The following is a 14,705-nucleotide window of genomic DNA, read 5'->3' on the forward strand; positions in this document are numbered from 1 at the left end:
TGAGGTGTGTCGGTCTCCCATCCGCCACCGCGCCTGCCATTACAGCCTCAAACGCGGCTTTCGGGAAGTTACAAGGTCGCCGCAAAGCGGCGGGTGGGGGTGAACAGCTGCGAGTTCGGCCTATCAGGTGATGGCAAGCGTGCTGCCGGTCACCCCACCCTGGAGCTTCGCTCCGACCCTCCCCCTCAAGGGGAGGGTGGCTCCGCCGCGTAAGTCCCAACCTTCCCATGCCTAAGACAGTCGCCACCCCGCCACCTCACTCGATCCGGACACGCGCCATCTCACCCTTGATGCGGATGTCTGGCTTGGCGCCCGGCGTGTTCGGCAGCGCGCTGTCGACATAGGAGGCAACCGCCTCGATCCCGTAGGAAACCGGCGTCGGCACGAGGAAGCGCAGCGTCGCATCCAGCATCTTGCCGGATATGCGGATTTCCTCCGTGTTCATGACCCGCTCGAAGGCGAGATTGGCCCGGAGCGCTGCCCCGGCAACAAGAACGGTTGTCGCATGGCCGGTAAAGGCGAAATCGCCGGCATCGCTGTCGATCCTGATTTCCGCAAAATCACCGGACAGCCGCATGCGGGCGGCATTCTGCCGGATCGAGACACTTGCCTCCGGCGCGAGCCTGGCAGTCAGCGTCAGCGTGCAATCGTCCCAGTCGTTCCAGCCGAAGAAGCCGCCACGCTCGCCCATGTCGACGCGCAGCGTATCGCCGTCGCGGCTCATCTGTGCCTGCCCGGTGCAGTCCCCGGCAAACCAGCCGGAGCGCCAGATCGCCCCCCAGCCACGCCGGGTGCCAGACAGCACGGCCTCCGTCGCGCCATCACCCCGTGTGGAGATGGATATGTCGCTGGCCGCGCCCGTCACCTCGAGCCGTGTGACGCCGGAAAGGTCGATCGGCCCGGAGATCCGATCGCTCGCCTGGATCACCTGCACGCTGCCGTCGAGGATGGCAAGGCCGACAAGACCGCCGAGAATGGAAAGGAGGATGGTACGTTTGCGCATCTGAGGCACTCCTGATTTGGTCGCCGCCTGTCCGGAGACCGGTTTCGATGCCATCATCTGCGGCCGTCCGCACATCATCCGCGACCTTGATCGCGATCCGGGTCGACCGGGAACGCGCTTTCGGTCATGGTCTGCCGACAATCCGATCCGCCATCACGAAACCTCCGCATGCTGCTTGTTCCGCTCTCCTTCCTCGTTGCGCTTTTCCTGTCAGTCTTTCTCGTGCGCCTCCTGCGCGAAGGCCGCGAAATCTGGGGCACGCATGGACTCTTCCTCGTGCTGCTGGCGCTTTATGTCGTCCAGAGCCTGATGGTTGGCCTGCGCTGGGGCTATGGGATGATGGAGGTCCTGCCGCTTCTGCCGGTCATGGCCAGCCTGGTGCCGGCACTTTCCTTCCTCGCCTTCCGCGATCTGACGCGCGACACCCCGGGTCTTGCCTTCAGCGACTGGCCCCATCTCCTGCCGACCTTGGCCACACTGCTCCTGCTCGCGATCGGCCGCATGCCGGTCGATCTCGTCATCATCGCCAATTTCCTCGGCTATGGCCTGGCCCTGCTATGGCTCGCGCGCGAGGGGCCTGATGGCCTCGTCGCCGCTCGCCTCGACGGGTCGATCAAGTCCTTCAGGGCAATGCTGCTGACCGGCGTGGCGCTGATCGCCTCGGCCCTGACCGACGTTGCCATCAGCCTGGACATGCTCTGGTCGGATGGCCGCTATTCACCGATGGTCGTCTCCGCCGCCACCACGCTGATCCTGCTGCTGCTTGGCATCGCCGCCGTTACCGCAGGCGGCGAAGACGCGGGCGAGGGGCGCTCTGCAGATCTTCAGGCCGGGACGCCAGGCATGGACGCGCCAACGCCGCCGCCAACCGGGCGCTTGCCCGCTGGCCTCATCACCCCTCTCAAGGCCGAGCTTTCCGACCAGGCCATGCCGAAAACCGCCAGCGACGAGCATCGGCGCCTGGCTGCGGATCTTGACCGGCTGATGACGGAAAAACGCCTCTGGTCCGACCCGAACCTCAACCTCGCCCGCCTTGCCCGCCGCCTCGGGGCGCCCGCCCGTGCCGTCTCGGAAGCCGTCAATCGCGTCAACGGGATGAGCGTCTCGCATTACGTCAACAACCACCGCATCACCGAGGCCTGCCGACTGCTGACCGGCACCGACATGCCCGTCACCCGCATCCTCTTCGAGGCGGGCTTCATCACAAAATCCAACTTCAACCGCGAATTCCTGCGTGTGACCGGCGAAAGCCCGAGCGACTGGCGACGGCGACCACTCCCACCTCCACCTTGAGCGTGGAGGTCGCCGCGAAGCGGCGGGTGGGGGCGATTGCTTGCGCAACCCAGAAAGGGTCACCCCTCCCCGGAGCTGCGCTCCGACCCTCCCCGTCAAGGGGAGGGTAAACCTCACCGCGAATACGCCGTGATCACCTCGAGAAACGCCTCCCCGTAACGCTCCAGCTTCGACTGGCCGATGCCGGAAATCCCCAGCATCTCGTCTTCGTCCATCGGCCGTTCGGTCGCGAGCGCAATCAGCGTCGTGTCGGGAAAGACGACATAGGGCGGCACGCCCTGTTCTTTCGCAAGCTCCATGCGCCGGGCGCGCAGCGCCTCGAACAGTTCCTGATCCGCCTGGTCCAGCCCCGCCTTGGCATTGGCGGTGCGCGACGCACTTGCCCCGCGCGCCGCCTTGCCCGTCGTCGGCCGGTCCTTGCGGAAGCGCACCTCGACCTCGCGCTTGAAGACCGCGCGTGCGCTCTCCTCCAGCGTCAGCGCGCCGTAAGCCGTGTGGTCGACGCGGATATAGCCGGCGGCCAGCAGCTGGCGATAGACCGACTGCCAGGTCTTGGACGACAGGTCCTTGCCCGCCCCGAAGACCGGCATGTCGCAATGGCCGAAGCGCTGGGTCTTCTCGTTCTCGGTGCCCATCAGCACGTCGATCAGATGTCCGGTGCCGAAGCGCTCACCGGTGCGATAGATCGCCGCCAGCGCCTTGATTGCAGCGTCCAGCCCGTCCCAGGTCTCGACCGGTTTCAGGCAGGTATCGCAATTGCCGCATTGGCCCGCGTGGCTTTCGCCGAAATGCTTGAGGATCGCCTGGCGCCGGCAGCCCGGCGTCTCGCAGATGGCGAGGAGCGCATTGAGCTTCGCCCGCTCCACCCGCTTGATCTCGTCGGCAGCCCCACCCTCGTCGATCATCCGCCCGCGCTGGATGACATCGGCCATGCCATAGGCCATCCAGACTTCGGACGGCAGGCCGTCTCGCCCCGCACGCCCCGTCTCCTGGTAATAGGCCTCGACAGAGCCCGGCAGATCGAGATGCGCGACATACCGCACATTCGGCTTGTCGATCCCCATCCCGAAGGCGACGGTGGCGACGAGGCAGAGGTCTTCCTCTTTGAGAAAGGCATCCTGGTTGGCGTCGCGCAGCGCCCGGTCCATGCCGGCGTGATAGGGAAGTGCCCGGATACCCTGCTCGTCGAGCCAGGTGGCGATCTCCTCGACCTTGGCGCGCGACAGGCAATAGACGATGCCGCTCGATCCCTTGTGGCGCGAGAGAAACCTCAGCAGCTGTTGGCGCGGCTGGTCGCGCTCGACAATCTCGTAGGCGATGTTCGGCCGGTCGAAGGAGGTGGTGAAGACAGCCGCATCCTGAAGCCTGAGACGCTCGATGATATCCCCGCGCGTATGCGGATCGGCGGTCGCCGTCAGCGCCAGTCGCGGCACGCCGGGAAAGAGGTCCGCAAGCTTGCCGAGCTCGCGATATTCCGGGCGGAAATCATGGCCCCATTGCGAAACGCAATGCGCCTCGTCGATGGCAAACAGCGCGATCTCCACGCCCTGCATCATCTCGACGAAGCCGGGCGTGGCCGTGCGCTCCGGCGTCACATAGAGAAAGTCGAGCTCGCCGCGATCGAGCGCCCTGCGGATCTCGATATAGTCCTCGCGCGACAGCGTCGAATTCAGCGCCGCGGCTTTCACGCCGAGCCCTTTCAGCGCCTCCACCTGGTCGCGCATCAGCGCAATCAGCGGCGAAACGACGACGCCAACGCCGGGCCGGCAGAGTGCGGGCACCTGGAAGCAGAGCGATTTACCCGCCCCCGTCGGAAACAGCACCACGGCATCGCCGCCGGACACCACATGGGAAACCACCTCCGCCTGCCGCCCGCGAAAGGCCGAATAGCCATAGACGCGCTTCAGCACCGAAAGCGGGCTCTCGCTAGTCTGGTCTGAGAACAGGGGATCGGTCAGGGAGTGAGTCGGCATGCGCAAAGGTCTAGCCGACAGGGCAGGGGATGGCCACCACGCAGGCATGTTTCCCGGTGGAGAAGGTTCATGCCGCCTTGCCAGTCCCTCCGTCGGCTGCTCCTGATCGGTTAACCCCTCCCAAGCATCCGGATCATCTCCCATGTCCCTCAAACTCTACCTCGCCGGCCCCGAAGTCTTCCTCCCCGATGCCCGGGCCATTCTCGACGCCAAGGCCGATCTGACCCGCGCTTACGGTTTCGAGCCGATCTGCCCAGGTGACCTCGTCATCCCCCCGGCGCCGACGAAGCACCAGTTCGGCCTGAACATTTCCGAGGTCGACGAGGGCTTCATGAACCGGGCCGATGGCGTGATCGCCAATCTGACGCCGTTTCGCGGCATCGCTGCCGATCCCGGTACGGTCTTCGAGCTCGGCTATATGTGCGGTGCCGGCAAGATCGTCGCCTGCTACACCAATGTCGCCGACAGCCATTATCAGCGCAGTGCCGATTTCTATGGCGGCGCGGTTCATGTCGGCGAGGATGGCCGAAAGCGCGCGCCCGATGGCACCATGCTCGAGGATTTCGAGATGATCGAAAATCTGATGCTGCATGGCGGCGTCGAGCGCCGCGGCGGCCCGGTGGCGGTGCATGCCGCCGATCCAAAGCGGCTCTGGACCGACTTCACCGCCTTCGAGCAATGCCTGAAGGCGCTGGCGGGGAGGGGATGATGTCGGCACCTTGATCAAGGTTTGAACGCTGATATCCTATGCGCGTAAAGATTGATAATAGGGTTGAATTTATATAATCTTAAAGTTATGTTTCATGTCGTGGGAAGTTGTTTTTGATGACGATTTCGCCAGGGAATTCGCGGACTTCGAGCAAGAAGTCAAAATTGAGCTGCGTGCAATGGTCCTTCTTCTTAACGCGCGGGGACCTGAACTCGGAAGGCCAAGGGCGGACACGCTCAAGGGTTCGGGTTATCCCAACATGAAGGAACTGCGTTTCGATGCGGCTGATGGTGTCTGGAGGGTGGCCTTTGCCTTCGATCCTGAAAGGAAAGCCGTGATACTCGTTGCAGGTGACAAGTCCGGTAAAGGTCAAAAGCAGTTCTATAAGACATTGATCCGTAAGGCTGATAGGCGCTACGCGGCCCATCTTGAAGCCCTGTTGAAGAAGGAAAAGTCTTGATGGCCAGATCCGCCGACGACGTGTTTGCCGAAACCATGACGCCCGAGATGATAGCGGCCTCAGAGTATCGGGCAGCCGAGTTGCTGGATGAGTACGACACGCTGCAGAAGCTCAGAAAGGCGCTTGACCTCACGCAGGAGCATATCGGGCGCAGGATGGGTAAGAAGCAGGTCTCGATCGCCCAGTTGGAAAAGCGCTCGGATTTCCTGCTCTCCACCTTGCGAGACTATGTCGAAGCGCTGGGCGGTGAGCTTGATCTTGTCATCCGGTTCAAGAACCATGCACCCGTGCGTCTCGCAGGCATCGGTGAAAAGAGCCTTTCGGAGGTGCCACGAAGGTCTGGGCCCGCACGCAATGTCGGGCCTTAAGGCCAGATTGCGCGACCGCAAGTTCCCAATCCCGGTCCATCATGCGCTTCCCGATCCGCACGGATCACCGCATAGACATCAATATCGAGGGCCGACTGCACGCTGATGCGTCGGTAAAATTCCGCAGCCGGTTCGCGACCCGTCTGCTGCGTCTCATAGGCTTCCAGCGCCCGTTCAACGATGTCGGCGATCGAGCGGTTCTCGCGACGTGCGAGCCGGTGCGCCAGATCGCGGGCTCGGGCGCTGCGGACAGAAAGCTGTGGTTCGGCCATGGTCAATCTCCCTGCTGGACAATATTGCCCCGCGACTGCCCGCCATCAAGATGGCAGCAGATGGCGAGCCATCTGCTGCCACATCTGTGCACCAGTTGAATCCCGAACTGAGCTCTCAAGCTGAAGCTGTCACCCTTTCTTCGCCGCCGGTTTGGCGGTCGGATCTTCGAACCGGATGCCGCAATTGTTCTTCAGTGAAGCCATTTCGATCGCCTTCATCTCGCCCTTGAGGCGCGCGACTTCCGCTGCCGTTGCGCCGTCGCCCTTGGCGAAGAACAGCGCAGGCCAGAAGATCACCACGCCAACGCCGACAGCGACCGCATCATTGTCTGCCTTCTTCTGCTGTGCGCCGCTGGCCGCGATCGCGCGGGCGGAAACGGCGGTTGCCTCTTCGCGCAGGCGGTCGCAGGACAGGCTTTCATAAAGCGCCGGCGAGACATAGGCCGCCTCGATATCCTGCGGCTTGCTGGCGCAGGCGGAGAGAGTCGCAGCGACGGCGACGGTGACGATAATGCGTGCAGACTTCATGGTGACCCCCGGTTGTAAAAACAGATCCGGCGTGTCCCTTTGCGCGCGAGTCGTCAAATCCAAAGATTGCAGGTTTTCCGTAAGCCAGGCTGCGTCCACAGCCAAAAGTGGCATTGATCCGAAACGGCAACGTCTGCGTACCTCTCCCTCTTCCAGAAAGGGCAGGGCAGGCACGCAGCGTGTCTCACCGGGGTGAGTTGTGTCCGCATCACTTCAGCGGTTCGAACACCATCGAATGGCCGTTGATGCAGTAGCGCAGACCCGTCGGCTTCGGACCATCGGGGAAGACATGCCCGAGATGGCCGCCGCAATTGGCGCAGCGGATTTCCGTGCGGATCATGCCGAAGGACATATCGCGATGTTCGGTCACCGCATCCGGTTTCACCGGCTCGAAATAGCTCGGCCAGCCGCAGCCTGCGTCGAATTTGGTGTCGGAGACGAACAGCGGCTCGTCGCACGCGGCGCAGCGATAAAGGCCCTTTTCGAAATTGTCCCAGTAGGGACCGGTAAAGGCGCGTTCCGTGCCGTGTTCGCGCAGGATCCGATATTGCTCCGGCGTCAGCTGTTCGCGCCATTCGGCATCGGACTTGACGATCTTCGGGGCGGTGGTGGAGGCGGTCATGGTCTTCTCCTTGGGCCGGCGCGGGGCGGATAAGCATAGCCCCGCTGAAAGTGAACTATAGATAGGGTGGCATCCCCATGGCGGCAATTGTCCCGCCCACGTCCTTTGTCGTCCGGAGCGTCTCGTCCTTTCACGACAAACTGAACGGATCGGCTTGATTTCACCGAAACGTGGGTTGACGCGTCCGTGAAGGGAAAGGGTTCCGTTTTTGCTTGAGACGAAGGTTGGGTTGTCCTAACACCGTATCACCTTGTATCGACTTATGATCGAGCGCCGATCCGATACCCGCGGGGAGATGGAATGCCTGAGATGACGAGCGACATGACCTGGGTCGCCATGCTGTTGCCGTTTGCCGCCGCCGTTCTGGCGCCATGGATCGTCTCCCGTCTCGGCGCACATGGCGCCTGGGTCCTGGCGCTTGCGCCCGCTCTGGCCTTTGCCCATTTCGCCGGCTTCCTGCCCGAAATCGCCGCCGGCGAACGGGTGACCGGCGGCTATGCCTGGGTGCCGAGCCTGAACCTCTCCTTCTCCTGGTTCATCGACGGGTTGTCGCTCACCTTCGCACTGCTGATCACGGGCATCGGCACGCTGATCGTGCTCTATGCCGGCGGCTACATGAAGGGTCATCCGCAGCAGGGCCGTTTCATCGGCTTCATCCTGCTCTTCATGGGCGCCATGCTGGGCCTGGTCGTCTCCGATAGCTTCCTGATGCTCTTCGTCTTCTGGGAGCTGACCTCGATCACCTCCTTCCTGCTGATCGGCTTCGACCACACGCGCGAGGCCTCGCGCCGCGCCGCATTGCAGGCGCTGGTCGTCACCGGCGGCGGCGGTCTGATCCTGCTCGCCGGCATGATCTTCATCTGGAATATCACCGGCGTCAGCCAGCTCTCGCTGCTGCTCTCCACCGGGGACGCGCTACGCGAAAGCCCCTTCTATCTGGCAGCTCTGCTGCTGGTGCTCGGCGGCGCATTCACCAAGTCGGCGCAGTTCCCGTTCCATTTCTGGCTTCCCAATGCCATGGAAGCGCCGACCCCGGTCTCCGCCTATCTGCATTCGGCCACCATGGTGAAGGCAGGCGTCTATCTGCTGATGCGGCTCAATCCGGTGATGGGCGAAACGCCGGCCTGGGAGATCCTGCTCCCCTTCTTCGGCGGGATCACGCTGCTTGTCGGTGCGGTGCTTGCCGTGCGCCAGACCGATCTGAAGCTCATGCTCGCCTACACCACGGTCGCCTCGCTCGGTCTGCTCGTCATGCTGACCGGCTTCGACACCGAAAGCGCCATCGAAGCCGCCGTGCTCTACCTGGTTGCCCATTCGCTGTTCAAGGGCGCGCTGTTCATGGTCGCAGGCGCCATCGATCATGAGGCGGGCACGCGTGACATCACGCGGCTCGGCGGGCTTGGCAAACTGATGCCGCTCACCTTCGCTGCTGCAATTCTGGCGGCCGTCTCCATGGCTGGCCTGCCACCGCTCTTCGGCTTTCTTGCCAAGGAAGAGATCTACTATGCGCTGGCCGGCACCGATCCGCGCGCCATCCTCTTCACGACGGTCGCCGTCATCGGCAATGCGCTGATGTTCGTCATCGCCTTCGCCGTCGGTCTCAGACCCTTCATCGGCAAGGAGGGCAAGACGCCGAAACATGCGCATGAGGGCCCGCTTCTTCTCTGGATCGGTCCGCTTCTTCTTTCGGTTCTCTCGCTCCTTGCGGCCGTGCTCTCAAGTCTCACCCACCGTTTCATCTCCTCGCCCATGGCAAGCGCCGTCGATGGCGAGACGCAGCCTGTGACCATCGGCCTGATCCCCTCGCTCGGGGTGGCACTTGCGCTCTCCGTGCTGACGGTCGTCATCGGCCTCGTGCTCTATCTCGGCCTTGATCGTCTGCGCGCCACCGTGGATCGCCTTGTCACCGGTCTTGGCATCAGCCCCGACCGGGGTTTCGACCACTTCATCTCGGGCCTCGTGCGCTTCTCGACCGCCATCACCCGTTTCGTCCAGAACGGCCGACTTGAAACCTACATCACCCTGTCCTTCGTCTTCGTCGCTGTCGTGCTGCTCGCGACCCCCTTGGCCTTTGGCGAGTTGCCCACGGCTCTGGCCCTGCCAACGGATGTCGACCTGCATGAAATGGCGATCCTGGTGATTGCCGTCATCGGTGTCGTCGCGGTGCTGACGGCCAAGGACCGCCTGACCGCCATCGTCTGCCTTGGTATCCAGGGCTTTGCCGTCGCGGTCATCTTCTTGCTCTACGGTGCGCCGGACCTGTCCTTCACGCAGTTCATGGTCGAGACACTCTCGGTCGTCATCCTGGCCTTGGTCATGACCCGCCTCAGGCTCTCGCTCTCCGACCATCGCCCGATGTCGGCGCGCCTGCTCGATGGCTCGCTCGCGATCGCCTGCGGCCTGGGCTTTGCGCTGATGCTCGCCGCCTCGACCGCCGGTCCCTTCGATGGCTCGCTCTCGGCCTTCTTCGCCGAGCATTCCAAGATCATTGCCCATGGCGCCAATGTCGTGAACGTCATCATCGTCGACTTCCGTGGCGTGGATACGCTGGGCGAGATCGCTGTCGTGATGATCACCGGTCTGTCGATCCTGGCCCTGATCCGCATCCGGGTCGGCCAGCCCGCCATCCCGACACCGGCGCCCTCCGCCGTCGTCCCGTCGCCGGCACCGGCGAAGAAGAAAAAGGGGGCAGGCAAATGAGTCTGGTCTGCGTGATGTCTGAGTTTGTGGCCCACCCCCCTCTGTCGGCTCCGCCGACATCTCCCCCTCAAGGGGGGAGATTGGCCACGACCGTTTCGCTCGCCTCCCGCCAATTCCAACATCTGCTGCGGGCACTGGAGCCTGCGGGGGTCCGATCTCCCCCCTTGAGGGGGAGATGCCCGGCAGGGCAGAGGGGGGTAGCCTACCCACCAAAACTTGCATTCTCCCGCCACCCATCCGTGGAGGCCCGGCCATGAACACCCTGATCTTCCGCACCTTCGCACCCTTCCTTACGGTGCTGATGCTGGTCTTTTCGATCTTCGTCCTTCTGCGCGGCCACAATGAGCCCGGCGGCGGCTTCATCGGCGGTCTGATCGGTGCCGCAGCCTTTGCCATGTACGGCATCGCCTTCGGCGTCCAGGCCGTGCGACGCGCCATGGTCTTTCATCCGATGTCGATTGCGGGCCTTGGCCTGCTCGTGTCCACCGTCTCCGGCTTCATCTCGGCTCCGCTCGGTTACCCCTTCATGACCGGCATCTGGATCTATCCGAGCCTGGCCGGCGTCGAGGTGCCGCTGGCCACGGTCATCTCCTTCGACATCGGCGTCTATCTCGTGGTCGTCGGCACCTTTGCCTCGATCGCGCTTGCACTCGAAGAAAGGGATGACGGCTGATGGAAGTCATCTTCTCGCTCGTTGTCGGCATCTTCTTCGCCGGCGCCGTCTATCTGATGCTGTCGAAGAAGATCGTCCGCATCCTGCTCGGCCTCGTCTTGCTCGGCAATGCCGTCAACATGCTGCTCTTCACCGCGGGTCGGCTGACCCCCGCCATTCCGCCCATCATTCCCGGCGGTGTGGACGTTCTGCCCGCGGGCACCGCCAATCCGCTGCCCCAGGCGCTCATCCTGACGGCAATCGTCATTTCCTTCTCCTTCTTCTGCTTCCTGCTGGTGCTGAGCTACCGCGCCTATCAGGACCTCGGCACCGACGACACGGGTGAAATGCGTGTTGCAGAGCCGCTGGACGAACCGCTGCCGCCGCGCGGCTACTGAGCGGGAGACACGAGGACCTCATGGCTGCCCCCACATCGACACCTGCCGACTACGCCGCCGCCTATGTCATGGAGCCGATGACGGCTGCCCACTGGCTTGCCGTCATGCCCATGGCGCTCTGCATTGCCTTTGGCGCGATCCTGATGATGATCCGCCACCGCACCGACTGGCATCCGCCCGTCGCGCTGACGGCACTGGCGCTGCTCGTGCTCAACAATGCCATGCTTTTGATGAAGGTCCTCAATGATGGACCTGTCACCATGATGATGGGGCGCTGGCTGCCGCCCTTCGGCATTGCCATCACCGCGGATCTGACCGGTGTCCTCATGGCGCTGGCGGCTTCGATCGTCGCCTTTGCGGGGGCGCTTTATGCGCAGGTCGAGATCAACACCAGCGGGCGTCGCTACGGCTTCTATCCGCTGCTTCTGCTGCTCATGGCCGGTGTCTGCGGCGCCTTCCTAACCGGCGATATCTTCAACCTCTATGTCTGGTTTGAAGTCCTGCTGATCTCGTCATTCGGCCTGCTCATTCTCGGCTCGGAGCGGGAGCAGATCGATGGTGCGCTGAAATACGCCGTCTTGAACCTGATGGCGACGACGCTGTTCCTGATCGCCGTCGGCTACCTCTATGCCATCTTCGGCACGCTCAACATGGCCGATATCGCCATGAAGGTCCCGCAATACACCGAGACCGCACCGCTGATGACGCTGTCGGCGCTCTTCATCCTCGCCTTCTCGATGAAAGCCGCCGCCTTCCCGGTCAATTTCTGGCTGCCGGCCTCCTACCATACGCCGCGTGTCGTCGTATCGGCTCTGTTTGCCGGCCTGCTCACCAAGGTTGGCGTCTACGCGCTGTTGCGCGTCATGGTCATGCTCTTCCCCGTCGAGCGCGAGGCGCTGAGCTTCGTCATCGCCCTCGTGGCGGCCCTGACCATGCTGATCGGCGCCTTCGGCGCGCTGGCCCAGAACGACATTCGCCGCTTCCTCGGCTTTGTCGTCATCGCCGGCATCGGTAACATGATGGCCGGTGTGGCGATCGGCGGTGACATGGCGGTCGGTGCCGCGATCTTCTACGCATTGCACTCCATCCTGCTGATGACCGCGCTCTATCTGGTGGCGGGCGAGATCGGTCGCATCGGCGGCAGCTTCCGGCTTGATCGCGTTGGCGGGCTCTGGATCGCCGCGCCCGCCTTCTCCGCGATTTCCCTCGCCCTCTTCTTCGCCGCGAGCGGTTTGCCTCCCTTCTCCGGCTTCTGGCCGAAGGCGCTTCTTGTGAAGGCCTCGATCGACATCGGGGCCTGGTGGCTGGTGGCCGCCGTGCTTGTCTCCGGCTTCCTGACCACGATCGCCTTCGGGCGCGTCTTCCTGTTCTCCTTCTGGCGCCCGGTTGCGGTCGAAGGCGGGGCAGGCGGGGTGGTCTCGGCTCCAGTGCCGGCCGGCGCCGTGCGGTGGCGGATGGCACCCATCGTCGTGCTGACCGGCTTTGTCGTCTGGTTCGGCCTCTTCCCGGACAGCCTGATCGTTGCCACGCAGCAGGCTGCCGCCGGCCTGTCGGATCCCACCGCCTACATCCGCTCCGTCTTCCCCGAAGGAGGTGCCCCATGAGCCTCTATGCAATCAGCATCCTGATGGCGGTGATCTGGGCCACCGTCTCCGGCAGCTTCACGCTCCTCAATCTGATCTTTGGCTTTGTCCTCTCTCTGCTGACGCTCTATCTGTTGCGCGAGCGCTTCGTGGGCCGCGATTACACCAGCCGCGCCCGCCGGGTTCTGTCGCTGGTTCTGCTCTTCCTCGTCGAACTGGCGAAATCGGCCTGGCGGGTCGCACACCTCGTGCTTAAACCGAAGATGGACCTGAAGCCCGGCATCTTCGCCTATCCTCTGACGGTGAAGAGCGACTGGGAGATTTCGCTGCTGGCAAACCTCATCACGCTCACACCGGGCACCCTCTCGGTCGATGTCTCCGAGGATCGCCAGACACTCTATATCCACGCGATCGACTGCTCCGATGTCGAGGCCGCCCGTCGCGACATCGCGGAAGGCTTCGAGAAGAAGATCATGGAGGCCTTTGCCTGATGACCCCGGAAATCATCGTCGAATACGCCTCCGTTTTCGCGATCGTCATTCTGGTGATCGCGCTGCTCTTGACCGTCTATCGCGCCGTGGTCGGTCCCACGCTGCCGGACCGAATCATTGCCCTCGACATGCTGGTCGGCATCGTCATCGGCTTCATTGCGGTGATTGCGCTCAGAACCGGCTACACGCTCTATATCGACATCGCGATTGCGCTCGGTCTCGTCGGCTTCCTGGCAACCGTCGCCTTTGCCCGCTTCATCCTGGCCCGCGGCCGGGTGGGGGAAGGCGAGGAGGTTCAGGCCGGGCCCTCGCCGAAACAATCCGCAGGCAAGGGCGGAAGCTCCAAATCCTCCAGACAGGCCCGGGACATAAAGTCGCCGACATCGCTCGGCAAGGAGGCCAAATGATCACGCTCCTCGTCGCCATTGGCATCGCGCTCCTGACTGTCGTTGGAGCATTGTTTTCGCTGATCGCCGCGATTGGCCTCAATCGCCTTCCGGATCTCTACACTCGCATGCATGCCGCCTCGAAGGCGGGAACGGTGGGCTCCGGCCTGCTGCTCCTGGCCGTCGGCCTGCATGCCGCCGATGTCGCGACCTTCGGGCGCGCGGTCGCCGGCATCGTCTTCTTCGTCCTCACCGCCCCAATTTCCGCCCATCTTTTGGCCCGCGCGGCGCACAAGGTTGGCTATAAGCTCTCCGCCGTATCGGTACGTGATGATATGTTGGGAAAATGAAACGGCTTGTATTGTGGGTTGAGTGACGCATCTCCATTCAAATCTGAGCTTTATCCACCAGTTCAAAACCTGTGATCAGCGAATAAAAAAGGTTTATACCCGTCATATCTAGTAGAATTATGATGTGGACATTTGCGAAGGGGATGATAATCCACTGTTGAGGGCGCTGATCTGTCGCGTTCACGATATGTAAGCGAAGTTGACTATTCGGTACTGGGCCTGTCCCACGTCTGATCTTCGCTGAAATCGATGTCGCAGAGCGCCGGACGGTTTGGGGCCGTTGCGGCAAATTGGTGATCTTCTCGGGGGTGTCTTTCATCTTCCGGATCGCGTCAGCGGTTCGGGGGAGCCACGATGTATTGACTGCTGGAGCGGCGGCTTTTGCAGTTTCTGAACAGGAGAACTCAATGAGTGAAGTACTACAGGGTCCGAGTCAGCAGCTGCTGGTCGAACTCACTGCGGACATCGTCGCTGCCTATGTCAGCAACCATGTGGTCCAGGTCAGCGATCTGACCAATCTGATCGCCGATGTCCACCAGGCCTTGAACAACACTGCCTCGCCCGCACCGGCGCCTGCAGTCGTCGAAAAGCCCAAGCCGCCGGTTCCGATCCGCAAGTCGATCGAGGACGACTATCTGATCTGCCTCGAGGACGGTCAGAAGTTCAAGTCGCTGAAGCGCCACCTCATGACCCACTACAACATGACCCCGGAAGAATACCGCGAGAAGTGGGGCCTGCCGGCCGACTACCCGATGGTTGCCCCGGCCTATGCCGAAGCGCGTTCGCGCCTTGCCAAGGAAATGGGTCTTGGCCAGCGCCGCAAGCGCGGCAAGTAAGCGGCCGCCGCCTTAAAGGCGGGAAGAGCTGAAGGCCGGTCCCCCGACCGGCCTTTTCTGCGTTTTGGCCTAGGAAAATAA

At 62.8% G+C, this 14,705-nt stretch carries 17 protein-coding genes; 12 read left to right on the top strand and 5 right to left on the bottom strand.

Features of this window, described 5'->3' with window-relative positions; genetic code table 11:
- Window positions 1–256 precede the first annotated feature (256 nt).
- Window positions 257–1,003, bottom strand: coding sequence for a hypothetical protein (locus H6M51_RS22190; RefSeq protein ID WP_185811992.1), 747 nt, complete (start codon window positions 1,001–1,003; stop codon window positions 257–259).
- Window positions 1,004–1,171: 168 nt separating this feature from the next.
- Here H6M51_RS22190 and H6M51_RS22195 point away from each other — a divergent pair, with 168 nt between their 5' ends.
- Window positions 1,172–2,296: a helix-turn-helix domain-containing protein gene (locus H6M51_RS22195; protein WP_246780642.1), complete on the top strand. Its 1,125-nt coding sequence runs from the start codon at window positions 1,172–1,174 to the stop codon at window positions 2,294–2,296.
- A gap of 113 nt (window positions 2,297–2,409) precedes the next feature.
- Here the strand turns inward: H6M51_RS22195 and recQ are convergent, their stop codons facing one another.
- Window positions 2,410–4,269: a DNA helicase RecQ gene (gene recQ / locus H6M51_RS22200; protein WP_185811994.1), complete on the bottom strand. Its 1,860-nt coding sequence runs from the start codon at window positions 4,267–4,269 to the stop codon at window positions 2,410–2,412.
- Between the two features lie 142 nt (window positions 4,270–4,411).
- Between recQ and H6M51_RS22205 the strand changes: the two genes are divergently transcribed.
- The 3 genes from H6M51_RS22205 (at window position 4,412) to H6M51_RS22215 (ending at window position 5,806) form a co-directional block, all read left to right on the top strand.
- On the top strand, window positions 4,412–4,978 hold the full coding sequence (locus H6M51_RS22205; RefSeq protein ID WP_185811995.1) for a nucleoside 2-deoxyribosyltransferase: 567 nt from the start codon (window positions 4,412–4,414) through the stop codon (window positions 4,976–4,978).
- A 94-nt stretch (window positions 4,979–5,072) separates the two neighbouring features.
- A complete protein-coding gene (locus tag H6M51_RS22210; RefSeq protein WP_185811996.1) occupies window positions 5,073–5,438 on the top strand; it encodes a type II toxin-antitoxin system RelE/ParE family toxin in 366 nt (121 codons plus the stop codon).
- Entirely contained in the window at window positions 5,438–5,806 is a 369-nt protein-coding gene (locus H6M51_RS22215) for a helix-turn-helix domain-containing protein (protein WP_185811997.1), read from the top strand. Before H6M51_RS22210 ends, H6M51_RS22215 begins: the two co-directional genes overlap by 1 nt.
- Here the strand turns inward: H6M51_RS22215 and H6M51_RS22220 are convergent.
- The 3 genes from H6M51_RS22220 to msrB all read right to left on the bottom strand — a co-directional run bounded on the left by H6M51_RS22220 (window position 5,803) and on the right by msrB (window position 7,228).
- Window positions 5,803–6,078 carry a plasmid stabilization protein gene (locus tag H6M51_RS22220; RefSeq protein WP_185811998.1) on the bottom strand — a complete coding sequence of 92 codons (276 nt, stop codon included), beginning with the start codon at window positions 6,076–6,078 and terminating at the stop codon, window positions 5,803–5,805. The genes H6M51_RS22215 and H6M51_RS22220 overlap by 4 nt on opposite strands.
- Before the next feature lie 129 nt (window positions 6,079–6,207).
- Complete coding sequence (locus H6M51_RS22225; protein WP_185811999.1) at window positions 6,208–6,606, bottom strand: hypothetical protein; 399 nt, start codon at window positions 6,604–6,606, stop codon at window positions 6,208–6,210.
- Between the two features lie 208 nt (window positions 6,607–6,814).
- Window positions 6,815–7,228 carry a peptide-methionine (R)-S-oxide reductase MsrB gene (gene msrB, locus H6M51_RS22230; protein WP_185812000.1) on the bottom strand — a complete coding sequence of 138 codons (414 nt, stop codon included), beginning with the start codon at window positions 7,226–7,228 and terminating at the stop codon, window positions 6,815–6,817.
- A 309-nt stretch (window positions 7,229–7,537) separates the two neighbouring features.
- Between msrB and H6M51_RS22235 the strand changes: the two genes are divergently transcribed.
- The 8 genes from H6M51_RS22235 (at window position 7,538) to H6M51_RS22270 (ending at window position 14,624) form a co-directional block, all read left to right on the top strand.
- The gene (locus tag H6M51_RS22235) at window positions 7,538–9,928 is read left to right on the top strand and encodes a putative monovalent cation/H+ antiporter subunit A (protein WP_185812058.1); all 2,391 of its coding nucleotides are present in this window, start codon (window positions 7,538–7,540) and stop codon (window positions 9,926–9,928) included.
- Window positions 9,929–10,181: 253 nt separating this feature from the next.
- Window positions 10,182–10,601 (top strand): Na+/H+ antiporter subunit B, encoded by a 420-nt coding sequence (locus H6M51_RS22240; protein ID WP_185812001.1) that lies wholly within the window; start codon window positions 10,182–10,184, stop codon window positions 10,599–10,601.
- Window positions 10,601–10,978 (top strand): Na+/H+ antiporter subunit C, encoded by a 378-nt coding sequence (locus tag H6M51_RS22245; RefSeq protein ID WP_185812002.1) that lies wholly within the window; start codon window positions 10,601–10,603, stop codon window positions 10,976–10,978. Before H6M51_RS22240 ends, H6M51_RS22245 begins: the two co-directional genes overlap by 1 nt.
- Before the next feature lie 20 nt (window positions 10,979–10,998).
- Window positions 10,999–12,582: a Na+/H+ antiporter subunit D gene (locus H6M51_RS22250; protein ID WP_185812003.1), complete on the top strand. Its 1,584-nt coding sequence runs from the start codon at window positions 10,999–11,001 to the stop codon at window positions 12,580–12,582.
- Window positions 12,579–13,052: a Na+/H+ antiporter subunit E gene (locus H6M51_RS22255; protein WP_185812004.1), complete on the top strand. Its 474-nt coding sequence runs from the start codon at window positions 12,579–12,581 to the stop codon at window positions 13,050–13,052. Before H6M51_RS22250 ends, H6M51_RS22255 begins: the two co-directional genes overlap by 4 nt.
- Complete coding sequence (locus tag H6M51_RS22260; protein WP_185812005.1) at window positions 13,052–13,459, top strand: cation:proton antiporter; 408 nt, start codon at window positions 13,052–13,054, stop codon at window positions 13,457–13,459. The genes H6M51_RS22255 and H6M51_RS22260 overlap by 1 nt, the downstream gene beginning before the upstream one ends.
- Window positions 13,456–13,788 carry a monovalent cation/H(+) antiporter subunit G gene (gene mnhG, locus H6M51_RS22265; protein WP_185812006.1) on the top strand — a complete coding sequence of 111 codons (333 nt, stop codon included), beginning with the start codon at window positions 13,456–13,458 and terminating at the stop codon, window positions 13,786–13,788. Before H6M51_RS22260 ends, mnhG begins: the two co-directional genes overlap by 4 nt.
- A 407-nt stretch (window positions 13,789–14,195) precedes the next feature.
- The gene (locus tag H6M51_RS22270; RefSeq protein WP_185812007.1) at window positions 14,196–14,624 is read left to right on the top strand and encodes a MucR family transcriptional regulator; all 429 of its coding nucleotides are present in this window, start codon (window positions 14,196–14,198) and stop codon (window positions 14,622–14,624) included.
- Window positions 14,625–14,705: the final 81 nt, after the last annotated feature.

The organism is Rhizobium sp. AQ_MP (assembly GCF_014237835.1).
Classification (GTDB): domain Bacteria; phylum Pseudomonadota; class Alphaproteobacteria; order Rhizobiales; family Rhizobiaceae; genus Allorhizobium.